Below are 20233 nucleotides of genomic sequence, written 5' to 3'. Positions count from 1 at the left end.
CAGTCTCAGCAGGCTATTCATTGCGACGCAAGCATTGTAGACCAATCTGTCAGAAAAAAACTGGAACCTTTTAACCAGTTTCTGATCCAATAACTTGTTCATAGGCTCGTTTATTAGAACCAACCTGCTAATTATGATTTATGCAGGAATGATAATTAATGCTGAAGTGGTTGTTACACTTTGGCTATTAAATATCTGAATTTAAATGCTGATTTTTAATGGATTTATATAAATTACAAAGGTCAATTAAGTATGGATACTACATCCACCACATATCAGTCACGCGTTCATCTTGAATCCAAAACACAAGATTTCAGAATGTGTGAGATGGCTGCTCAAAATAGCAAACCTCCGACTTTTTCTGGTCATACCTTAAGTGGTAATCACCCCCTAACCCAAAAAAAGCAGGACGGGGGCGCTGAAGAAGTCCTGAAAAAAATACCTGATTCTGGTGGGCAGAGGCGTGGGGCAATGACTAAGGAGATTAGTGAATTCAGAATTACCAAAGACAGTCCAACCGCCTATTTACCAGGTACCAAAGAGTCCTTTCGTGAAGATAATAAAATTATAAAAACTCATTTTCAGGCTATAGATACGATCACTCCACCTCAGGAATATTTCCCGAAAAGTAACAGCAATGCGCCCCTGGATGAGCAATTAGCCGATGGAACGATTCACTGGCTCCAGCACAGCAATACACCTTACGATGAACGGGGTTCAGTCAAGACAAAGTATTACCCACCTGTGAGGGTCACATGTAACAATAGAACTGGACCGATACAGAGAAGATATAGACCGCCACCACTGGAGGATAACAAAAGCCTTGGGGTCTTTTACCCTGAGGACTATCGTGTCCGTGAGCTTCCAGATCTGGTCAACGTTTCGTCTCTCGGTTTTCACTCACTACCGAAGTATTTTGACGAGAGATGCAAGTCCAGTTTTGTAGCCAGTAAAGGACAAACACCAAGTGAGTGTCTGAGTGCTTTTTTTCATGGCCCTACCACAGCAGACTGTGCCACGACCTTACTGGCCTGTCAGTATCGAGCCATTGAAACCATTCTTGGCACTGATGAATTCAACCGCCTGTTTGGTTCGCCGGTTTCGACATTCAGAATTGCCTGTTCGCTTTTCTGTGACAGTGAAACAATGGTTCAAGATGCGTGTGAAGCTATGTCACTTCACTCTGGCGTTTTAAAGCCGTTCGAGATGATCAACCCTCTCTATGGCGGCTTGTTTGGCTTTTTTTCGTTCGGGGAGCCTATCTCGAATCCAACGGGCATTGAAGCGGGAGACCTGGATATCAGAAAGGGAGATATTATCTATATTCAGGGCGTTAAGAGCTACAGTGCGAAACACAAAACCGGCAGTGCCATGGGTTTTAACCTGATATGCACCGGACAAAACAGCAGCGAACAAAATCTCTATCTGGGATTTGGTCCAGATAAGTTTGCTGAACCGAAAACGTTCGAGCAAGTCAAAAACCTCCTGATTGATGGCTATAATCAACCACAGTGTACGGATACAATTGCTGCTATTGCAAAGGGGGAAACGGGTTATGCAGATTGGACCGATCATACCCTGAGCTATAAATCTCCCATTGTTGGCCTTACCTGTGGAATGCGCTTCAGAGCTGAGCGCTGGACACATTTTTTTTCAAATGATAAAGCCTGGCATCAACAACTGCCGTTGCCTGTCACACCGGTTCTGGAACCAAAACCGGTGGATCATGGTGAACCGTTCTCCATTGAAAATCTTGCTGCCGACTTCGAGAATTTTGAAACCGGCTCATCACAGCAGGACCTGATGAAACAGACTGCCCTGAAGTTCACACACGCTGTGATTAATAACCTGGATGAAACTCTGCCCAAAAAACCTATGGGGCTATTTCTGACCGGATCAGCGGGAATAGGAAAAACGCATCTTTGTGTAGCCGTTGCCAAAAAAGCAGCTCACTATGGCGTCAACACCCTCTATATAAGCGATGAAAGAGTAGGTTGCCTGTATCTGGACCTCGGCAGTGATGATAAACAATGGAATAGAAAGGTTGACGAAATGCTTGCCGGTAAGGATTTGGTGATAGTGGATGATGTTACCAAATGTCAGTTCGGCATCACCAAAATGTTTCTGGCGAAAACCATGAAACATGTGATGGCTGAAAACAAAGCTATCATGGTCAGTTCAAATTATCCTGTCCATATCGATAAAAAACATTTCGGCATTATTGATCCCTTGACCGAAACTGCCCATAACTTTTGTTACCTGAACGATCTACAGGGAGACAGTCGACGTTCCCGATGGTGGGATAGCCTTGAAGTCCAGACTGATGATGCATTATTGCAACTGAGTCACTATCAAGGGGACAAAGCGGCAGGCGTGATTACTGAACAGGCGGAATCATTGGATGAGATTGCCATAAAACTCAGTATCCCGGTGAAGCAGATCCGTGAGGTGGGTCCCTGCTTTTTGCCCGGAGGCCAAAAGCTAATGCCTGATTTCTATTTAAGCGATTTATCCAATACAGAGCATCAGGTGGTTTTTCTGAAGTGCGATATGACCGGTAGTAAATTTAGGTGCGGGATGAACATTGAGCAGTTCTTCAACGTTATTCAAAGAGTTCACGATGAAGGCTTGAAGCTGGTTGTGAAAACCAATGATCGCTTATTATTTATAGAAAAGGTAATGAATCATTATGAAGACAACTTTTTTTCTGATAAACAGAAAAAGACTCGTACTACTGACCGGCTGAAGAATATGTTCCCAGATTTTTCGTAATGATTTTACCGTTCAGAGCATTCCTCATTTGGCAGTGAACTAAAACTTTTCCCTATGGTCAGAATTCCATGTTGGATGTGTCAGAAAATCATAACTGGCACATCTTCTTGAGATCACGTGTAACACTGTCATGAAGAATTGACCATGTTAACTACTACTGCCAGTCCCACCATTTCTCAGCCAGAAATAGCAACATCTGCCAACTCATCAGAAGTACCTGCTTCCCCTGCAAATTGGCTACGCCCAGTGCTGGATTGTGCTTATGGGACTGTCAGCGCTCTTCACAAAATTACGCGCAAAATCGTATCTGCTCCTGCTCAGACGTTTATTTTTCTGGCCCTGGCGAACAGATGTATAACACCGGTGAATGCCTCCCCCCATTCTCCGTCCTCGGCCACTCCTGCAACAATGGGGTTGGGGCCGTCGGTTAATGTACCCTCTGCACCCCCTTATTTACCGCCACCACCTGAACCCGGGTGGATGGCTACGCTGACCAGTGGTCATCCTGCTTACCGTGACGATGAACGTCCCCGCACTGCAGACCGTCGTGGTTCACCGGCAAGAAACGGCCAACCCGTTATGGACAGGGGCACTCCGCCCCGCCCTGAGAACCGGTGTGTTGAAAAGAACCTGTTCCCCTTCTATTCAGGACCACGGATCAGCCTTGCCTGTCCCGGAAAGATTTTGCCATTGGACCAAAGCCGCAATGTACGACATGAGTACCTGCAGTGTGGCAGGGCCGGGTACTCCTGGACTCGTTATCCGGATCCGTTGGATGAAGCCGCCTGGCATGCATTGAAAGAAACAGACCCTGAACGGGCCGTCCAATGGCTGCGTGACCTTCCGGCTCCGGAGTATAAGGGCATTTTGGACTACCCGATTGACCTTGTCTGGCGTTGGGAAAAGTGCCAACTGATTGAGGATCCGGTTATCTGTGGGACTTACCGGGTATGTGATCAAGAAACGCCCACCGGGCAAAATCGTCGTCAGTCCGATACCAGGAATTGCTGGGACGTTGCCCGAAGTTGCTACGCCGATGTTGCCCAAGTGGGACGCAGCCCCTGTGGCATGGGCAAACTGGTCTATGACGTGAAATTTGTGAAAATAGACTCGCCTGACTTGAGTCCTGGCCGACCCGGGGTTATCACGCGTCTGGCCAATGGTTATGACCTGTTACCTGGTGAAAAAGAGCAGCTGTCGGTCAGCATTTTTTGCCCGGCCAATGGTGATGACCTGATACGTGGTGAAGAAGGGCAGCTGTCGGTCAGCAATTTACGCTCGTCTTCGGTTCGGCTGAAAGCAACGCTGAATATTAATGACCCAAAGAATGCCTACCAAATTCACACACGCAATAATAATCTGTGGAAGCCTGCATCCCTGCAATGTCGCCCGAACGGTTTCGATAATGTCAGTTTTGAGGTTCTCACCGATCGGCGAATTCCATCCAGCCCACCCAATACTCTCCGGTTCCCCGACGGTGATATGTCGTCAGCCCTTGTGTGGGGGGGCGCATTTGATCTGAACGGGGGCTATCAATCCAGGGGCTATCCTTGTGGATTAATCGTCGAAGACACGGCAAGTTACACCTTCAAAGACCTGTCGTTATCCACCATGTCTGCCGAAACATCACCACTGATCAGGGTGCAACTTTACGAATCCAGCTGGCTGGGAGAGCGGCTGAAATCCACCGCCTATTTTGATGACCATATCCAGCTGCTGGTGGACCCCGTACCAGATAACGGGGCCAGTGATACCCTCAGAGTTTCAACACGCTACCAGCTCAGTTTCGATTATGGAACCGGCGCTGCAATTTACCGGACTTATTTACCCGGACTCATTTATTATCCGGGGCGACTGTTATTCTCCCCTGAAACGTTGAGCTACGAAGATTATCTGGCTCCTGATAGCAGATACACGTTTAAAGTAACCATGAATCTGAAAAATATGCCGTTCTACTTCCAGCCCTGCGCATCAGAGCCTGCTGCTCCGGATTGTCAATGGTATGCATTATGGGGTTTGTTCAGCCCGGGGCGATATGAATCACGCAGTTTTTCCCTCAAAAGCCTGGATATTACCGTCACAACTCCGCCGCAAGTTGAACTGAGAAGCTGGCAGCCGACTTTCTGGGAGTTTGTACGGTACGCTCAGTTTATTGCTCCGCTTTATGGAGCCTGCAAAGTAGTAATGGCGGGGCATTAATGCTGATACCTATCAGGGGGGCGGAGTGTTGACTGCAGCTAAATAAATGCCCGTCGATGGAACCTTTTGCTGGACGGGTTGTCCAATTAAAAAAACTAACTTTTAACTATATTTTCCGTTTCATGGAGGAAATATGACCGTATTCTCTCTAGTACTCACATCGATATTTGTCTTCTTCAGTGGTCAGCTCCAGGCCGGGGGTACAACAACCGCTGAAAAGCACTACGCCGTTGTTGTTATCGGCGGTGGACTGATGGGTAGCGCCGCAGCCTGGCAGCTGGCCCGGGACGGCAAAGAGGTTATCCTGCTGGAAAAACAGGATCGTGAATACAGTCAGGGTTCCAGCAAAGGGCTGACACGTATTGCCAGAAGCAACAACCTGGGCAGCGATCTGTGGTCTTACCTCCACAACCGTTCGGTTCAGGAAACCGCAACGCTGGTCAACTATCTCGGTAATCAGGGCGACGATATCTCGATGTCTGCTGTCTACCAGACAACACCCGTCAATTATATGAGGCCGCTGAAAGCGGCTGATGCCATTATTGCTTCCTCTGAACGACAAAAGGTGGACTACAAATTAGCTCTAACGCCGGAGGAGGGAATGGAGATGTTTGGTGTCCAGCTGCCGGAGGAGGTTTTTCTGCATCGTGAATTCAATGAGCACTCAGGCACCCTTAATCCTGAAGCACTGATTTCACTGCTGCACAGGGCCATTAAACTAAAAGGAGGCACAATTGTTTACAATGCTTCCGTTAGCGATATCCAACGGCAGGGTAACTACTACCTGGTTGCCACCAAAGATTCGCAAGGTTCTGAAAGGAAATTGACAGCCAGCCAGATCGTCAGCGCTGCGGGCCCTTACACCGGCCCATTGCTAACTAAGTTGGCACCCTACATGGATAAACTGATCACGCCAAAGCGGGTATTTCTTGCGTTCCTGCAGATCAGTCCGGCGAAGTATCATCAACTTGATGATCATGCCCGCAGTCAGCTGAGACGAGCCTATCCGGTGATTAACAGCTCCGCTGGCACCCGGGAGGGTAGTTTTTATTCCATGTTTGAATCTTCTGATGCAGATGGAAATCCGGTCATCAAGATTGGCGGCCATTTCCAGCGCAGCGACATCAACAAACTGGACGATGTCTGGCACCAGGCGTTGTCCGAAGAGGAGATTCGCTGGAGCATTGAGAACACCGGTCGGTATTTACGCATGCATGGGGTGCCGGTGAACGATGAGGATCTGCAACTGGTTGACGAGGTTTCCTGTGTCTATAGCCTGACCAGTACCGAGGTACCCATTGTCTCCCAGCTAGTCGCGCCATCCGGTGACATGGACAGCAACTTCGTGGTGATGGCCGGAATGTCCGGAGTCGGTGCCAAAGGTGCCATGACCTACGGAAGAATTGCCGCCAACCTGCTTCAGGGCAAGAGCGAAAGTGATCCCGGTTATCTGGAGGCTGTGAAAGCCGTTGGCTTTACCAGACTCAAGGAGGATGTTGATCAACTGCTGGTAAGCCCGGAAAAATAATGCATCGAGAACCGACTGTGTCCTGTTGAGCAGTGGCTGGTGTTACTGTTATCAATCAGCAGGACTAAGTTGTGGATTCCTCTGCCCATATTCCAGATGTGACTATTCCTTCCATTTCCAGGCAGAATGGCTTCTTTGACGGTCAGAAGCAGTTGGTAGGACGGGGCAGTCCGGCAATTCGGGCAGCAACTCTGGCCGGACTTTCAGGAAAAAGCGTCATTAGATAGAGGCTGTTCCCTTTGTCTTTGCCAAGGGTATTGGCAATATGCTTAACAAAAGGCCGCTGGTTAGGGGCCAGTTCATATTGTTGATAGAACGCCCGCAGCGCGTAAATCACTTCCCAGTGCGCTTCAGTAAGCACTATACCCTCAAGCGCCGCCAGCTCTGTGGCAGCTTCTGTATTCCATTCGTCAAGGTTGGCCAGGTAGCCATCGTTGTCGAGATTCAGGGGCATTGCTGATTCCACTACAAAAATTAAACAGGGCGGGGAGTTTACACCGGAGCCCTGCACATAGACAGGGCTTCAACTGATGATTTAAATGGGTTGCAATATGCCAGATGAGGTATTGCGATTACGGCTTTTCCAGCGACAGTTTTTGGAAAACTGGGTTCTGAGATAGTCCGCCTGATCCGGCAGGATTCGCTGGCTGTTGACCAGGGCAAGATATTCGGCAGCATTGGGGCGATAGGGCAGGGCGATCAGTGACATCCCGGAGTTTTCCAGCAATTTGTCACCTTTAAACTGGTTGCAGCGCCGACAAGCAGCAACAACGTTCATCCAGTCATCAACGCCTCCTTTGGATTTTGGCACAATATGATCCCGGGTAAGCTCCCTTGTTTTGAAGAAGCGGCCACAATACAGGCATTGATGATTGTCTCTTTCAAACAGCGAGTAATTGCTAAGGGTTGGATTGCTTCGGCAGGGGAAAAGCCGTTTACCGCCACAGGCAACGATACTGGGGAGTTCGATAATCGTTCGATCTCCATGCCATCGGTTATAGCCGCCATGGATCCGGTAAATAATATCTCCCAGGCTCCAGTGAACCAACTCTCTTGAGTAGAGGCATACTGTTTCCTGCCAGGTAAGCCACTCAACAGGCTGGCCAGCAGTATTCAACCGCAGAATATACACGACAGAGGCTCCCGTTTATCAGTCCCTGATAAAGGTCAACCTGACGGGCCATTCAAACTCACGATCAACGCATTCGCTGAGCAGAGTCCTCTGTAACCGGGCAGGCTGCTACGACCATAAAGGCCGTTTGGTTAATCATTTTATTGGCTCTATTATTCTGATTCGTATCCATTTCAGGCTAACACATTCATTCAGCATTAATAAACCCGAAGCAATGATATGACCTGATCCAGTCAATCTGACCATTCGTACAGGTAAGGCATAACTGTGCTTCCCTGGCAAATAAGCCCTATACCTGTGAGGTGGAAGGTTCAGACATCACTGTGAGATCAAACTGTGAGACCAAAGGAGAACCCGGTGGATCGCTTTCAACGACTCATGTACTGGCTCGCCTGGCTTGGGATAATGCCTTTCATTATTACGCTGTCTCTATCCATCAGGGACCAGTCTCTGTTTGATAACACAGGGGAACAACTGTTCATTATTTATTCCGTTGTTATCAGCAGCTTTATGGCCGGTTCTTTATGGGGGCAGGCCGTCTACAGTGAGAATCAATCCAGAAACATTTTTAAAGTACTGGCCAGTAATGTCATTGCACTCTCGGTATTCGGAGGGCTTATGGCAGGACTGGCGAATCATCTGATGCTGGTGCTACTTGCCATCAGCTATCTGGCAACACTGATTATTGAGTGCGTTCATACAGAGCCTTTGGCCGATGGGCGGGTAAAGTCTTACCTGTCCATGAGAGCAACTGTTACCCTTGTGGTGTTTATATTGCACTGTTTTCTCTATGCCTCCCTGAAAATGACGTAAGCGGGGAGCCTTGCTTTTCTAAAGGAGTCAGTCAGTGGATCAACATATCGATATTCAAAAGTGCCTTTTGGCATTTGCCCGAATTCTGGACAAGGGTGAGCAGGTGGCCGGGGGCTACTTCCTGGAAGGTGTTACCGCAAAGTCAATGGATGATGGCTATACCGTAATGCTGGGCAATAGGGATTGTCAGCTGTCCATCTACTTTCATAATAAATTCGGGATTGAGTCCCCCAGCCAGAAAAGTACAGACGCCTTTATCAAGCTGCTTTACCGCATTGCCGAGCAATAATTGGCTGTTCACCTTTGCTCGGTTCAAGGATCAGTCAGTAGTGTTGATTTGATTATTCTCCTGATTGTGTTTTTCTATTAGTGTAATGCGCATTAATCCTTAAAAATACCGGGGAGTCGGTCAGTGAAAAAAATTAAACTGGGATGCAGTGAACTGCAGGTGACGGAGGTTTGCCTGGGATCCATGACCTGGGGAAAGCAGAATTCTCTGAATGAGGCGTTAGAGCAGATTGATTTTGCGCTGGACCAGGGAATTAACTTTATCGATACGGCCGAGATGTATCCGGTTCCCCCTGATGAACAGACCAGTGGTGAAACTGAGCGCTGCATTGGTGAATGGATTCGGGCCAATCCGGGCAAGCGTGACGAGGTTGTCATTGCCACGAAAATTGTCGGTGCGGGACTGCCGTGGATACGCAATGGCAGCCCAATCAGTGGCCAGCGTATAAAAGAAGCTGTGGAAGGTTCTCTGAAACGCCTGAATACAGACTGTATTGATCTTTACCAGCTGCACTGGCCAAACCGGGTCACTCCCCATTTTGCCAGACACTGGCCAGGAATGGTTCCCCATACCCAGGTGGATCGAGCGCGGCAGGAAGCGGAAATGGTGGATATTCTTCAAGGGCTGGATGATTGCATTAAAGCGGGGAAGATCCGTTATTGCGGCCTTTCCGATGATACGCCCTGGGGCATTGGTGAGTATGTGCGGTTGAGCGAGAAGTATGATCTGCCCAGGATGGTATCTATCCAGAACGAGTTCAGCTTAATACATGCCAAGGACTCACCCTATGTATTGGAGTCCTGTGTATTAAATGATGTCGCTTACCTACCCTGGTCGCCACTTGGCGGCGGCGTGCTGTCTGGCAAGTACCGAAATGGACAGATTCCTTCGGGCTCTCGCTGGTCTTTCCAGCAGAGAAATGGTCTCTTCCGCAATACCCCTATGACTCACAAGGCGATTGAAGACTATCATGAGGTGGCTGAGCGCCATGGGTTGTCTCTGGCGCAAATGGCACTGGCCTGGGTATATCAAACAGAGGGTGTAACATCGACGATTATCGGAGCCAGTTCACTGGCGCAGCTTAAGGAAAATATTGATGCTTACCAGCTGAAATTATCAAAAGAGGTGTTGGGCGAGATCAATGCTGTATTCCGTCAATACCCGGTGCCTTTTTAAAGCAATCGATCGCTGAGGGTGTTTCTCCCAGCCAACAATGTTCAAATACCGGAACCTGTTGGCTGTCTTGATTTTTCTGCAAGCAATTGTCCAGCAAAGAGAGCTGCTTACTTTCCAAACAGTTTCTTTTTAACCCGGTCCAGGCTGACATCCAGAGGCGTTCGGGTTCGTCTTGGTCGTTGCAGCAGTTCTCCGCTGCAGTTTGGGCAGATAAAGTCGTGATGGTCAGAACAGGTGGAGCAGAAGGTACATTCAAAGGAACAGATAAATGCCAGGTCAACTTCATCGGTTTTTGCCTGACACTGCTGGCATTTTTTTTCCATTTTGAGCATGGTGAATCCCTGTTCAATGCTTATTCATGAACACCATGCTAACACTGATCAGGTTGTCACAAAAGATAGTGATCGCAGGCAGGAAACGCCCTGAACGCTGGTGGAAAAAGGCAGCAGGCTTTCTTCGTTACCTGCGTCCAAATTTACCGAGGGCAGGTGGAGCGGTTTACTCCTTTCCCATTACTCCATCTGTCGGGAAAGGGTTTTAACCTGATCAAGCTCCTCTGCAGACAATGGGCGATAAAAACGTGGATACTCCCAGCCAAATCCCCAGCGGAACGGTGTGGGCCATAATGGACTGCCGCCAATCCGAACACCGGCATACATTAAAGCGCCAATCCGGGGATGGCCAGCGTCTCTGAGACACTGTCGCAATGCCTGGTCTGAATGTAATCGGCCTTCTTCGGTGCCGCCCTGCCAGTAAGTGAAATCATGACTGACACAGCAGTGCAACCATTGATCAGGCTGGGACAATGTGCCATTTGGAAACAGGCTGCAGCCATCACTGACAAAGGGCTTTAACTCACTGGCTGTTGCAGAAGAGAAAACCAGCAGTAATGTCGGTAATAGCAACTTTTCATGCATCATTCTATTGCTCAGTGAGAAAATCGTTTTATACCTTTCGGGCCTGTAGGCGTTTCGTTACCGCATTTACTCCAGTAACCACTCGGCACTCTCTTGCCATGCCTGTCGGTTCATGCTTTTTTTGAAAAATCCGAAGTGGTCAATGGACTTCATCCGGTAATCCCCGGGCTTCAGAATTCTGACATGACTGTCTGCGTTACTGAATAGCTTCTCAAGCTGATAAACTGTTGTCGGTGGTGCAAAACGTCGGTCATCGGCCATGCCGTAAAAGCGCATCTTGCCGGTGTATTCCTGAAAACCTTCCCGTAATGGCCGTCCTTCGGGGTCAGCAATATAGGCCTTTCTGCGACCAAAACGGCTCCAGTCCCGGGCAACCTGTCGGGGCAAGTACTCTGCACCTAATACCCATTTAGGTAAACCTCCCGTCAGGGTATAGAACAGTGGTAGTACACCAAAGAAAAACGCCACAGTTAATGGTCGGTCTTTCATTGGCCAGTGCTTCCAGTAAATATGCTGTGATGCGATGTTTAAAAATCCGCAGTAGCGGTTATTATCCGGCAAAACGCCCAACAGCTGGCCACCCACGGAGTGACCAATGCCTTTCACGGTCAGTTGTGGGTGGCGCTGGATAAAGTCAGTCAGTACCGCATTCATATCCCGTTGCCCCCAGTGGAGCATGCTGGGAGCCGGGGCATCGCTGTGGACCGGCTGGCTCTCACCAATCCCCCGAAAATCATAGCTCAGCACTGTAAAGCCCTGTTGGCATAAGAACTCGGCATAATCCTGGTAATACCTGCGCAAAACACCGGTGGCACCATTGATAATTACACCAATCCCATTGGCTTGTTCAGGCAGAAACTCGGTACCGGCAAGGTGATAGCCATCCGGGGTTTTGATAATAATTGTTGTTATTTTCATAAATACGTCTTTGTGGGGTTATAACTAAAAGCAGTCCAGTGTTGCCGTCACTGGTGGTCAGTGTCAAGGATTCATGGGTTGGGAAGAAATAAGGAAACCTGGATTTCACGATGTCTGGCGGTTGATCAGGGCAGTTCCATTCCCGGTGAGGCCGTGAGCAAGCCTACGAGGGGGCTCCTGGTTTGACTTTGCTCAAGGCATGAGTCCCAGGGTTTTAAAATAATCAGCAACAACAGGATTCGATAGATTAAAGCGATAATGCTGTCTTGGCAGGTGGGTGCCATACTGATCAAATTTAGTCATTATGCCTGTGGTATAATAATTCCTGATTGCTCTTGCAATATTTTCAAAGATAATGGGAGTTGTTCTTTTTCTGTGAGTGCTCCATTGCTCTGAAAATTTGTCGAGATCTTTAAATTCAAAGATGCCTTGTCTGATATTTACCCAAGAAATGGAGCTATCTCGATTGTTAATAATATTATGTAATATAAATTTCCAGAGAGAATTTTCGTTATTTATCTTTCTCTTTTTTTTATCAGATTTTGGCTTACTTAATTGATGCTGATCGTAGAAGGTATATCTTTCCACCTGGAAGTAACCAACTCTCTGGCTATATTGAGTATGGGGAAAGGGGAGTAGACCCTTTACCTGTTCAGTGCTTTCTGCTCTGGCTCCTGAATTAACAACCACCTGACTCTCCGGATTTTTTCTAATACCTGTGAAATAGTCCGTATCTGGTTCTTTATGGGTAAGCTGAGTATTTCTACTATTGGTGGACGTAGAGTTTTGTGCTGATTTATTAGGTTCTTCATAAGACTGTGGCTGGCTTATTATGCCAGCATCAGAAAAATAGGGGTGCATAGTTTCAAAGGGGGGCATAGTTTCAAAGATGTTACTTCTTACCCCTGGGTTATCATCATAAGTGTTTTGTAAAAAATAAGGAGGGTTCAAATGGTTAAAAGGTTGGTAATTAATCTCCATCTGTCTCTGTGACAAGTTGGTTTGATGTTGTCTTGAGTTGAAGTGGTCATTTGTACATATTTGACGTGTGGTGGTGTAAGGGGTGTATCTCAGGTGTTTTTCTTCATTCCGTACCGTTGTGGAATATCTTTGGTGAAGTTGATCATCGTTAGGGTTGGATATATTGTTTAATGTATTGTTGGCAGATATCGGGTTGCTCATAATAAATTTCACCCTGTGTTTTTTAGTCTTTCTCTTTGTCAATGTTATATGGCTAAAAGTTCCATCTTTGAGTCATCTTTTTTGTCAGGTGGAACCACTTTTTAATGTGTTGCTTATTCATTGTCGCTCTGTTCAAAAGATAACATTATGATAGTGCTTCCTTCTTGCGCGCCTGATTGCGTTTTCTCTGAGATTCCCTCTGGCGCTCTGCATAATCAGGATTATTCATATAGCGCTTCCTTTGGATCTTCCTTCGATACTCTGCATAATCGGGATTATTCTGGTAGCGTTCTCTCTGGTAATTTCTGAAGCGCTCCCTTTGTTTCTCTGCGTAAGCGGGATCTTTGCAACGCTTCCTGTAGCGTTCCCTTACGAGCGCCAGATAAGCAGGGCTTTTTTTCTGCGCCCTCTGCCTTTGTGCGTAATTGGGGTTATTATTGTAGTACTCCCTTTGACGTTCTCTTTTGCGTTGCGCGAAGTCGGGATCATTCCGGTAACGCTCCCTCTGGCGCGCCCTTTTACGCTCCTTTTGACGTTCTGCCTCAGCAGGATCTTTACAGCCTTTCCTGTTGCGCTTCACTGTCAGGGTGGCACTTGCATCCGGGACCTTATCTCTTGCCCGAGCTGAATCACCTGATGAACCAATACCTAAAATAGACTGGATCGAAAAACATTCATTAGCAGGAATATATGGTGGGGCATGATCATTTGTCTGCAGCTTTATTCTGACGGGTAAATACTGTAAATGGCTATTAACGATGACTATCGTTCTTTTTTCAAACCTGGGGTCATCAAATGGGTTATGATGGGTTATGAAAAGGTACTGACTGCTGAAGATACCTTTCAGGCATTCTATCAGTATGCATAGCGTATTGTGCAGTAGCTGATGTTGCAACGTCACGGAAGAATGCCTGACCCGATACAACCGGAGAAGAAAAAGCAGTATCTTGAAAATAAGAGTAGCCGTCAAAACCTGCGGTTGATTGAGTAGGGAAATTCGCTATATCCATTGAATTATTTAATTATTGAAATTTATCTTATGACCAGTCTTTCTGATAAAAGTTCCTCCATGATCAAATTTGCACAATATTTTTGTCCACCACGCATAGATCACGCATAGATATTGGCTATTGCTATTGAGTCTGGATTCAAGTTTATCTTTTTTGTTGATATAAATTTTTTGTCCTTCTATATATGAGGTGGCATTATGAGAGTGCTTCTCTTTTTGTGCTGCCTATGGTGCCACCCCCTGGATCTTTCTTTGTTGCTTTGCATATTCGAAATTATTCCGATAGCGCTCCCTTTCAATCCTTCTTCGACGCTTTGCATATTCGGGATCATTTTGATAGCGCTCCCTTTGGTTCTTCTTTTGGTGCTCTGCATATTCGGGATCATTCTGATAGCGCTCCCTTTGGGCCTTCCTTCGATGCTCTGCATACTCGTAATCATTAAGATAGCGCTCCTTCTGACGTGCCCTGTATTGCTTTCGGCGCTCTACGAAAGCGGGATCTTTGCGAAGATTCCTTTGGCGCTCCCTTTCACGCTCTGCGAAATCGGGATTATTTTTGTATCGATCCCTGTAGCTCTTTCTTATTTTCGCCACGTGAGCGGGATCTTTACGCAGCTCCCTTTGGTAGTTCCTTTGTCGCTCCCTCTGGTGCTCTGCGAATGCGGGATCATTCTGGTAGCGCTTCCTTTGGCGCTCTACACCAGCAGAATTCTTACAAAGTAACTTTTTGCGCTTGTTTGTTAAGGAGCAACTTTCACCGGACGCTTCACTTCCTGTCTGGGCTGCAACGGCTGATGAATCAGTACCTAAAATAGACTGGATCGAAAAACGTTCATTAGCGGGAATATATTTTGGTGCATGATTATTCTTCTTCAGCCCCATTCTGACTGGCAAGTGATGTTCAGGGTTATAAACGATGACTATCGATCTTTTTTCAAACCGGGGATCCTCAAGTGGATTATGAAAATGCAACGTTGGTTGCTGAAGGTAGTTCTCAGGAGTTTTATTAGTGGACACAGCGCATGGAACAGTAGCTGTTTCTGCAACATCACGGAAGAAGGCCTGGCACGATCTGCCCGATTCAGAAAAATCGGTATCTCGAAAATAAGAAGGGTGGTCCGAAACTGTATATATTGGCTCGGAAAAAGTGGCTGCATCCATTGAATTATTGAATTATGGAACTTTAGCTTTCGGACCAGTCTTTTTACATAAAGTTCCCCACCTGACACAACGCATTTAAAATCCTGGTTATGGATCGGCTGAATACCCATATTTCATGTCAGGGGTTGCGGTGAAGGCAGTCGGCACTGTAGGTAGGATGATTACCGGGGTAATTCTGTGTGGGTATTAACGCTTGTCTGCACTATTCGAGATTCTCTTCCCAGTCATCAATCAACCAGTCACCGGTCATCCAATACTGGTCAATATCCATGCTACGCACTGGGTCATCACCTCGATCAAACATGTCCTTGCCTTCTTTAAAGGCTTCCAAACACTCTTCTGCCAGTACCTGGCCATGAATGCTCAAGCCATTGGAGAATTCATCCGGAAAGTGTCTGAGGCTTTCAGCCAGTCCCTGGCTTGGGTCAGATGGCCACAATTTTTTCAGCACAGCGCGGGAAGCGCCGTAGGTGATCTCATCAATATGAATTCCCTGACAGTGAGCCCGGTAGATCGCCATCAGGCTCAGGTCATCGGGCTCGGCGGTGGTGATCATTACCAGGGGCTGTTTCTGCTGGCAGTCAAACTCACTGGCTAACAGGTGAAGCGCCAGCCCTTCCGCGGAATAAAGAGGGCTGATATGGCAGGCATTGCAGGCGGTAATCAGTATCTGTCCAGAGGCATCAAGAATACAGGCTGTATAGGGCGATGCAGGGTTTGCATTGACGCCAAGCTCCAGCAGCTCACCCATCAACTCGGTGTAATCAGACATGTTGATAACTCCAGATCACCGTGATCCCAACAGGCGGTCAAGACTCACAGTCATCGATATTGAGGCATGCTTAAACATAGTTGATGGTTAGCATTTTGTCCGCCCATAGTCCTAACCCGGATATTTCATAAACATGCTTCCGCTCTCGCTTGTCCTTTGTCGCTCTAAGGAATTTTGTTCAGTCGACCGTACTCCCCGGTACGGCACTCCCTCACAAAATTCCTTAGAGCGACAGAGTCCGGCGCGAGATTCGGGGCAGTTTATGAAATGTCCGGGCTAAAGAGTGATTACCAGTCCATCATGGCCAGCTTCAATATCTTTTGGTAACGGATTGGTATTCATCCAGTTATCAAGCTCATGGCCAATATGGGTAAGAATAGTGCGTGATGGTTGTATCCTCTGGTGCAGCTCCATAACATCGTTCAGGCTGTTGTGAGCTCCGGGAGGCTCTGACATGTCCGGAGGGTAACTACAGTCAATAATCATGACATTGACCGGATTGCCGGTAAAAAAGGTGAGGGTCTCCTCTGGCAGTCCCAGGGTATCCGTCAAATAGACCAGTGTCCTGCCATTACGGTGAAAAACATAGCCCATGGTTGGGCGTGAATGACTGAGTGGAACAGGGGTTATCCTGACACCGTTGACAGTAAAGGGAGCGAAGGGTGTCACTGTCTGGCTGAAATCCAGAATGCCGGAATGTTTCAACAACTCTTCCGGGGCATCCGATGTGTCTGGCCCGGTCACGGATATTTTCAGGCCACTTCCCCAGCGCAGGCTGAATAAACCGGCAATATGATCCATATGGTAATGGGTCAGAATAATCTGTTTCAGGGAGCCTGCTGGAAAGCGATCTTCAATATCCGTAAGACCTGCATCAATAAGCATCATTTCACTGTCGGACTCCAGGATAGCAGAAGCCGGTCGGCGAGCGAGAAAAGGGTCCATGATGGCTTTAATGCAGGCGGGGCAGTCACAACCATAAACCGGGCATCCTTTCACGCTGCCTGTGCCGGTCAGGGTAAACTTCATCGGGAACTCCATAAAAGACTCTATAAACTGAGGGGCAGTACCGTGGTGGATTTAATGGCAGAGAGAGCCAGGGCCGTTTTAATCTGGCTGATACCGGGAATCTTCATCAGTTCTTCCATCAGGAAAAAAGAGAGTGCGTGCTGATTTTTGGCCACCACCTTTAACAGGTAATCGCCATCACTGCCAGTGATGGCATGACACTCCATAACCGGCGACATGTCCAGAATGGCCTCTTTGAAATGGGTTGCAGAGTCCGGGGTATGATTATCCAGGGAAACAGTGATAAAGGCTTCAACATCCAGGCCAACCGCCTGCGGGTTCAGTAACGTCACCTGTTTCTGTATATAGCCTTTTGCCTTCAGCCGACTGATACGGCGGGAGCATTGTGATGCAGAGAGGCTGACCAGCTCTGCAAGACATTGCAGGGATAGCGCATCATTCTTCTGGAGTGCAGACAAAAGCCTGATGTCGTAGGTATCCAATACATTTCTGCTCGCCATCCGATCCCTCGCTATGTTGTTGGCCGCACTTCTGATCAATTCAGAATTACCCGGATTAAGCATCTTCTCAAACGGGGATAATGCACTTCTTTCATTAACAACCTCCGGCAATCAGGGCTGCTGCCGAATTTATTGACAGGATCCCGACAAAGCTGGCTGGCTGCTTTCAGGTAGTGTAAGCCCGGTTTGATGGCTCCGCCAATTCATCTGATGCAAACCTTTTGTATCATCTTGCGTAATGAGGCTGCATATCGCAAGGCTTTTGCATCAGGGCAATCGTATACTTTTTCTATACTGTGGCTGGACTGTAAAAGAGGACGAAGCATGGCAACGAACAAAATGTCAAAGATTACCAGCACGAACCCGATGGGAACCGATGGGTTTGAATTTGTCGAATACGCAGCGCCTGATGCGCTGGCACTGGAAAGCCTCTTCAAACAGTTTGGATTTGTTGCGGTAGCGCGCCACCGATCCAAAGAGGTGACATTATATCGCCAGGGGGGAATTAACTTTATCGTTAACAGCGAGCCTGACTCATTTGCCCAGAAGTTTGCCCGGGAGCATGGCCCCTGTGCCTGTGCATTTGCCCTCCGGGTAGAAGATGCGTCTTTTGCCTATGAGAGGGCGCTCAAACTGGGCTGTCAACCCGGGCCAACCCAAAGTGGTTCCATGGAGCTGAATATCCCATCCATTGTGGGCATCGGTGGCTGCCTGATTTATCTGGTTGACCGGTATGGCGACAAAGGGTCGATTTATGATGTGGACTTCGTTCCTGTTGAAGGCGTTGATCAGGAACCTGAAGGTGTCGGCCTGACCTTTATCGATCATCTTACCCACAATGTCCAGCGGGGCAATATGGATAAGTGGGCATCTTACTACGAGGATATTTTTAACTTCCGTGAGATTCGATATTTTGACATTGAAGGCAAGTTGACCGGGTTGAAATCCAGGGCAATGACCAGTCCCTGTGGGAAGATCAGAATTCCCATCAATGAATCTTCTGATGACAAGAGCCAGATTGAAGAGTATCTGCACCAGTATAATGGCGAGGGTATCCAGCATATTGCGCTGTACTCCAAAGATATCTATCAATCAGTACCGGCGATGCGGGGCAATGGTGCCGCCTTTCTGACCCCGCCACCGGACACCTATTACGAGATGCTTTCTGAAAGGCTGCCCTGGCATCAGGAAGATGTTGATAAGTTGAAAGCCAATGCCATTCTTATGGATGGTGCGCCTACAGAGGAGGGTGGGTTGCTGTTACAGATTTTCACTGAAACCGCCATTGGCCCGATTTTCTTTGAGATCATCCAACGCAAAGGGGATGAAGGGTTTGGTGAGGGTAACTTTACCGCGCTATTTGAAAGCATGGAAAGGGATCAGATGAGAAGAGGGGTGTTGTAGCGTTTTCTCAGATCTGACTGATCACCAATCCGTCGGGTTTTCTTATGGAACTGGTTCTATTACAGGGCTTTTCAGGGGAATGAACCATCAATTCGGTGGGGTAGTGGGCCATTCACTACCTTGCTGCAAGGCCGGGGAGAGTTTTATGAAGTCATCCAAATATCAGGCCAGGAAGCCTGACGAGTCAGGCTTTATTGTATATACAGATGAGGAGCATGAAACCTGGAGTATTCTGTATCACCGACAGATTGAGTTATTGAAAGGTCGGGCGTGTGATGAATACATGGACGGCATCGAAGAACTGGCCATGCCGTCAGAGCGGATTCCACAGCTGGATGAAATAAGCCGTGTGCTTAACGGTAAAACCGGCTGGGGGGTTGCCAGGGTGCCGGCACTGATCTCCTTTGACCGTTTTTTTAAGCTTTTAGCCGACAAACAATTCCCGGTTGCCACCTTTATCCGCGTCAGAGATGAGCTGGATTATCTTCAGGAACCGGATATTTTTCATGAAATATTTGGTCACTGCCCTCTGTTGACCAATCAGGATTTTGCTGATTTTACGGAAACCTATGGCAGGCTCGGTCTGGCTGCCAGCAAAGAAGAGCGGGTTTACCTTGCCAGGCTTTATTGGATGACGGTTGAGTTTGGTTTATTGAATACTTCCCGTGGGTTGCGTATTTATGGTGGTGGAATTCTCTCCAGCTTCGGTGAAACGGCCTATGCCCTGGAGAGTGATATTCCAGTCAGAACCGCCTTTGACCCACTGACAGCGCTGAGAACGCCCTACCGGATCGATATTTTGCAGCCATTGTATTATGTACTGGACGATATTGCGGTCCTTCATCGCCTTGGTGAAATGGATATTATGGCGCTGGTCCATCAGGCGATGGCGATGCCCCTGCTTCCCCCGATGTTTGAGCCCAAGTCTGAAGAGGGTGCTGCGTGAGACAGCACTCTGCAACTTATTGGTTTTATATTATCCAATCATAACTGTTATGCTCATCGGGATGTTCGGAGACATCAGACGTCAAGGTGAAGGCCCGATAGCCTGTTCATGTAATAATCACGGTTGTGCTTTAAACGGCAATGTTTCTATTTTTTGATCTGGATCAATAAATCGCTTACGTGAAATACGTATTCTGTAGTCACTCCTTTAGCGAGTTGCCGAAGTCAGCAGGTCGCAGCAAAAACAAAAAAGGCAGGGATCGAATTCCCTGCCGCTAAAGGAAAAAGAATATATACCACTCCAATAACAATAAAAATCGCTCTGTGCTGTCTGACAGTAGTTCCGCCCCGTTTTTACGGGGTTTCTGTTTTTGTAGCTTCCCTGTGTTAACATTCACGATTTCTCTGATGGATTGGCTGTGATTGCAATGGTCAGTCATTCGGCCTTACTTCTTTCCTAAATAAGTCAATACTTTGAATTGCAAGG

General features: G+C 47.6%; 19 protein-coding genes. 9 read left to right on the top strand and 10 right to left on the bottom strand.

What is annotated here, in order from left to right:
* Positions 1-471: 471 nt before the first annotated feature.
* The 3 genes from J7438_RS15375 to J7438_RS15365 all read left to right on the top strand — a co-directional run bounded on the left by J7438_RS15375 (position 472) and on the right by J7438_RS15365 (position 6499).
* On the top strand, positions 472-2772 hold the full coding sequence (locus J7438_RS15375; RefSeq protein WP_209277235.1) for an ATP-binding protein: 2301 nt from the start codon (positions 472-474) through the stop codon (positions 2770-2772).
* A 144-nt stretch (positions 2773-2916) separates the two neighbouring features.
* Positions 2917-4971, top strand: a complete 2055-nt coding sequence (locus tag J7438_RS15370) for a hypothetical protein (protein WP_209277234.1) — start codon at positions 2917-2919, stop codon at positions 4969-4971.
* 133 nt (positions 4972-5104) lie between these two features.
* Positions 5105-6499 (top strand): NAD(P)/FAD-dependent oxidoreductase, encoded by a 1395-nt coding sequence (locus J7438_RS15365; protein WP_209277233.1) that lies wholly within the window; start codon positions 5105-5107, stop codon positions 6497-6499.
* A 142-nt stretch (positions 6500-6641) separates the two neighbouring features.
* Here the strand turns inward: J7438_RS15365 and J7438_RS15360 are convergent, their stop codons facing one another.
* Positions 6642-6953, bottom strand: a complete 312-nt coding sequence (locus J7438_RS15360; protein ID WP_101745945.1) for a TusE/DsrC/DsvC family sulfur relay protein — start codon at positions 6951-6953, stop codon at positions 6642-6644.
* Between the two features lie 81 nt (positions 6954-7034).
* On the bottom strand, positions 7035-7631 hold the full coding sequence (locus J7438_RS15355) for an HNH endonuclease (protein ID WP_209277232.1): 597 nt from the start codon (positions 7629-7631) through the stop codon (positions 7035-7037).
* A 378-nt stretch (positions 7632-8009) separates the two neighbouring features.
* On the opposite strand from J7438_RS15355, the gene J7438_RS15350 reads away from it, so the two are divergent.
* The 4 genes from J7438_RS15350 (at position 8010) to J7438_RS28660 (ending at position 10271) form a co-directional block, all read left to right on the top strand.
* Positions 8010-8444: a DUF3429 domain-containing protein gene (locus tag J7438_RS15350; RefSeq protein WP_286196614.1), complete on the top strand. Its 435-nt coding sequence runs from the start codon at positions 8010-8012 to the stop codon at positions 8442-8444.
* Between the two features lie 34 nt (positions 8445-8478).
* Positions 8479-8733 carry a DUF3081 family protein gene (locus J7438_RS15345; RefSeq protein WP_163372621.1) on the top strand — a complete coding sequence of 85 codons (255 nt, stop codon included), beginning with the start codon at positions 8479-8481 and terminating at the stop codon, positions 8731-8733.
* A gap of 123 nt (positions 8734-8856) precedes the next feature.
* Entirely contained in the window at positions 8857-9909 is a 1053-nt protein-coding gene (locus J7438_RS15340) for an aldo/keto reductase (protein WP_209277230.1), read from the top strand.
* 86 nt (positions 9910-9995) lie between these two features.
* Positions 9996-10271, top strand: a complete 276-nt coding sequence (locus J7438_RS28660; RefSeq protein WP_286198453.1) for a hypothetical protein — start codon at positions 9996-9998, stop codon at positions 10269-10271.
* 150 nt (positions 10272-10421) lie between these two features.
* Here J7438_RS28660 and J7438_RS15330 read toward each other — a convergent pair whose 3' ends face one another.
* The 8 genes from J7438_RS15330 to J7438_RS15295 all read right to left on the bottom strand — a co-directional run bounded on the left by J7438_RS15330 (position 10422) and on the right by J7438_RS15295 (position 17436).
* On the bottom strand, positions 10422-10829 hold the full coding sequence (locus tag J7438_RS15330; protein WP_209277229.1) for a hypothetical protein: 408 nt from the start codon (positions 10827-10829) through the stop codon (positions 10422-10424).
* Between the two features lie 63 nt (positions 10830-10892).
* Positions 10893-11744: an alpha/beta hydrolase family protein gene (locus J7438_RS15325; protein ID WP_209277228.1), complete on the bottom strand. Its 852-nt coding sequence runs from the start codon at positions 11742-11744 to the stop codon at positions 10893-10895.
* Positions 11745-11936: 192 nt separating this feature from the next.
* Positions 11937-12926 (bottom strand): ETS domain-containing protein, encoded by a 990-nt coding sequence (locus J7438_RS15320; protein ID WP_209277227.1) that lies wholly within the window; start codon positions 12924-12926, stop codon positions 11937-11939.
* Positions 12927-13071: 145 nt separating this feature from the next.
* Positions 13072-13827: a putative RNA-binding protein gene (locus J7438_RS15315; RefSeq protein ID WP_209277226.1), complete on the bottom strand. Its 756-nt coding sequence runs from the start codon at positions 13825-13827 to the stop codon at positions 13072-13074.
* A gap of 333 nt (positions 13828-14160) precedes the next feature.
* Positions 14161-14952, bottom strand: a complete 792-nt coding sequence (locus tag J7438_RS15310; RefSeq protein WP_209277225.1) for a putative RNA-binding protein — start codon at positions 14950-14952, stop codon at positions 14161-14163.
* A gap of 346 nt (positions 14953-15298) precedes the next feature.
* Positions 15299-15868: a hypothetical protein gene (locus tag J7438_RS15305; protein ID WP_209204788.1), complete on the bottom strand. Its 570-nt coding sequence runs from the start codon at positions 15866-15868 to the stop codon at positions 15299-15301.
* Between the two features lie 276 nt (positions 15869-16144).
* Positions 16145-16897, bottom strand: a complete 753-nt coding sequence (gene phnP, locus J7438_RS15300; RefSeq protein WP_209201621.1) for a phosphonate metabolism protein PhnP — start codon at positions 16895-16897, stop codon at positions 16145-16147.
* A gap of 20 nt (positions 16898-16917) precedes the next feature.
* Positions 16918-17436 carry an Lrp/AsnC family transcriptional regulator gene (locus J7438_RS15295; RefSeq protein WP_209201622.1) on the bottom strand — a complete coding sequence of 173 codons (519 nt, stop codon included), beginning with the start codon at positions 17434-17436 and terminating at the stop codon, positions 16918-16920.
* Positions 17437-17721: 285 nt separating this feature from the next.
* Here J7438_RS15295 and hppD point away from each other — a divergent pair, with 285 nt between their 5' ends.
* On the top strand, positions 17722-18801 hold the full coding sequence (hppD, locus tag J7438_RS15290; RefSeq protein WP_353623033.1) for a 4-hydroxyphenylpyruvate dioxygenase: 1080 nt from the start codon (positions 17722-17724) through the stop codon (positions 18799-18801).
* Positions 18802-18946: 145 nt separating this feature from the next.
* Positions 18947-19747, top strand: coding sequence for a phenylalanine 4-monooxygenase (phhA, locus tag J7438_RS15285; protein ID WP_209277224.1), 801 nt, complete (start codon positions 18947-18949; stop codon positions 19745-19747).
* The last annotated feature ends 486 nt before the right edge of the window (positions 19748-20233 follow it).

The sequence above is a fragment of the Thalassotalea sp. G20_0 genome, from assembly GCF_017744175.1.
Classification (GTDB): Bacteria; Pseudomonadota; Gammaproteobacteria; order Pseudomonadales; family Endozoicomonadaceae; genus Endozoicomonas.
The sequence above is the reverse complement of the archived record's forward strand: the minus strand, read 5'-3'. Positions and strand labels throughout refer to the sequence as shown.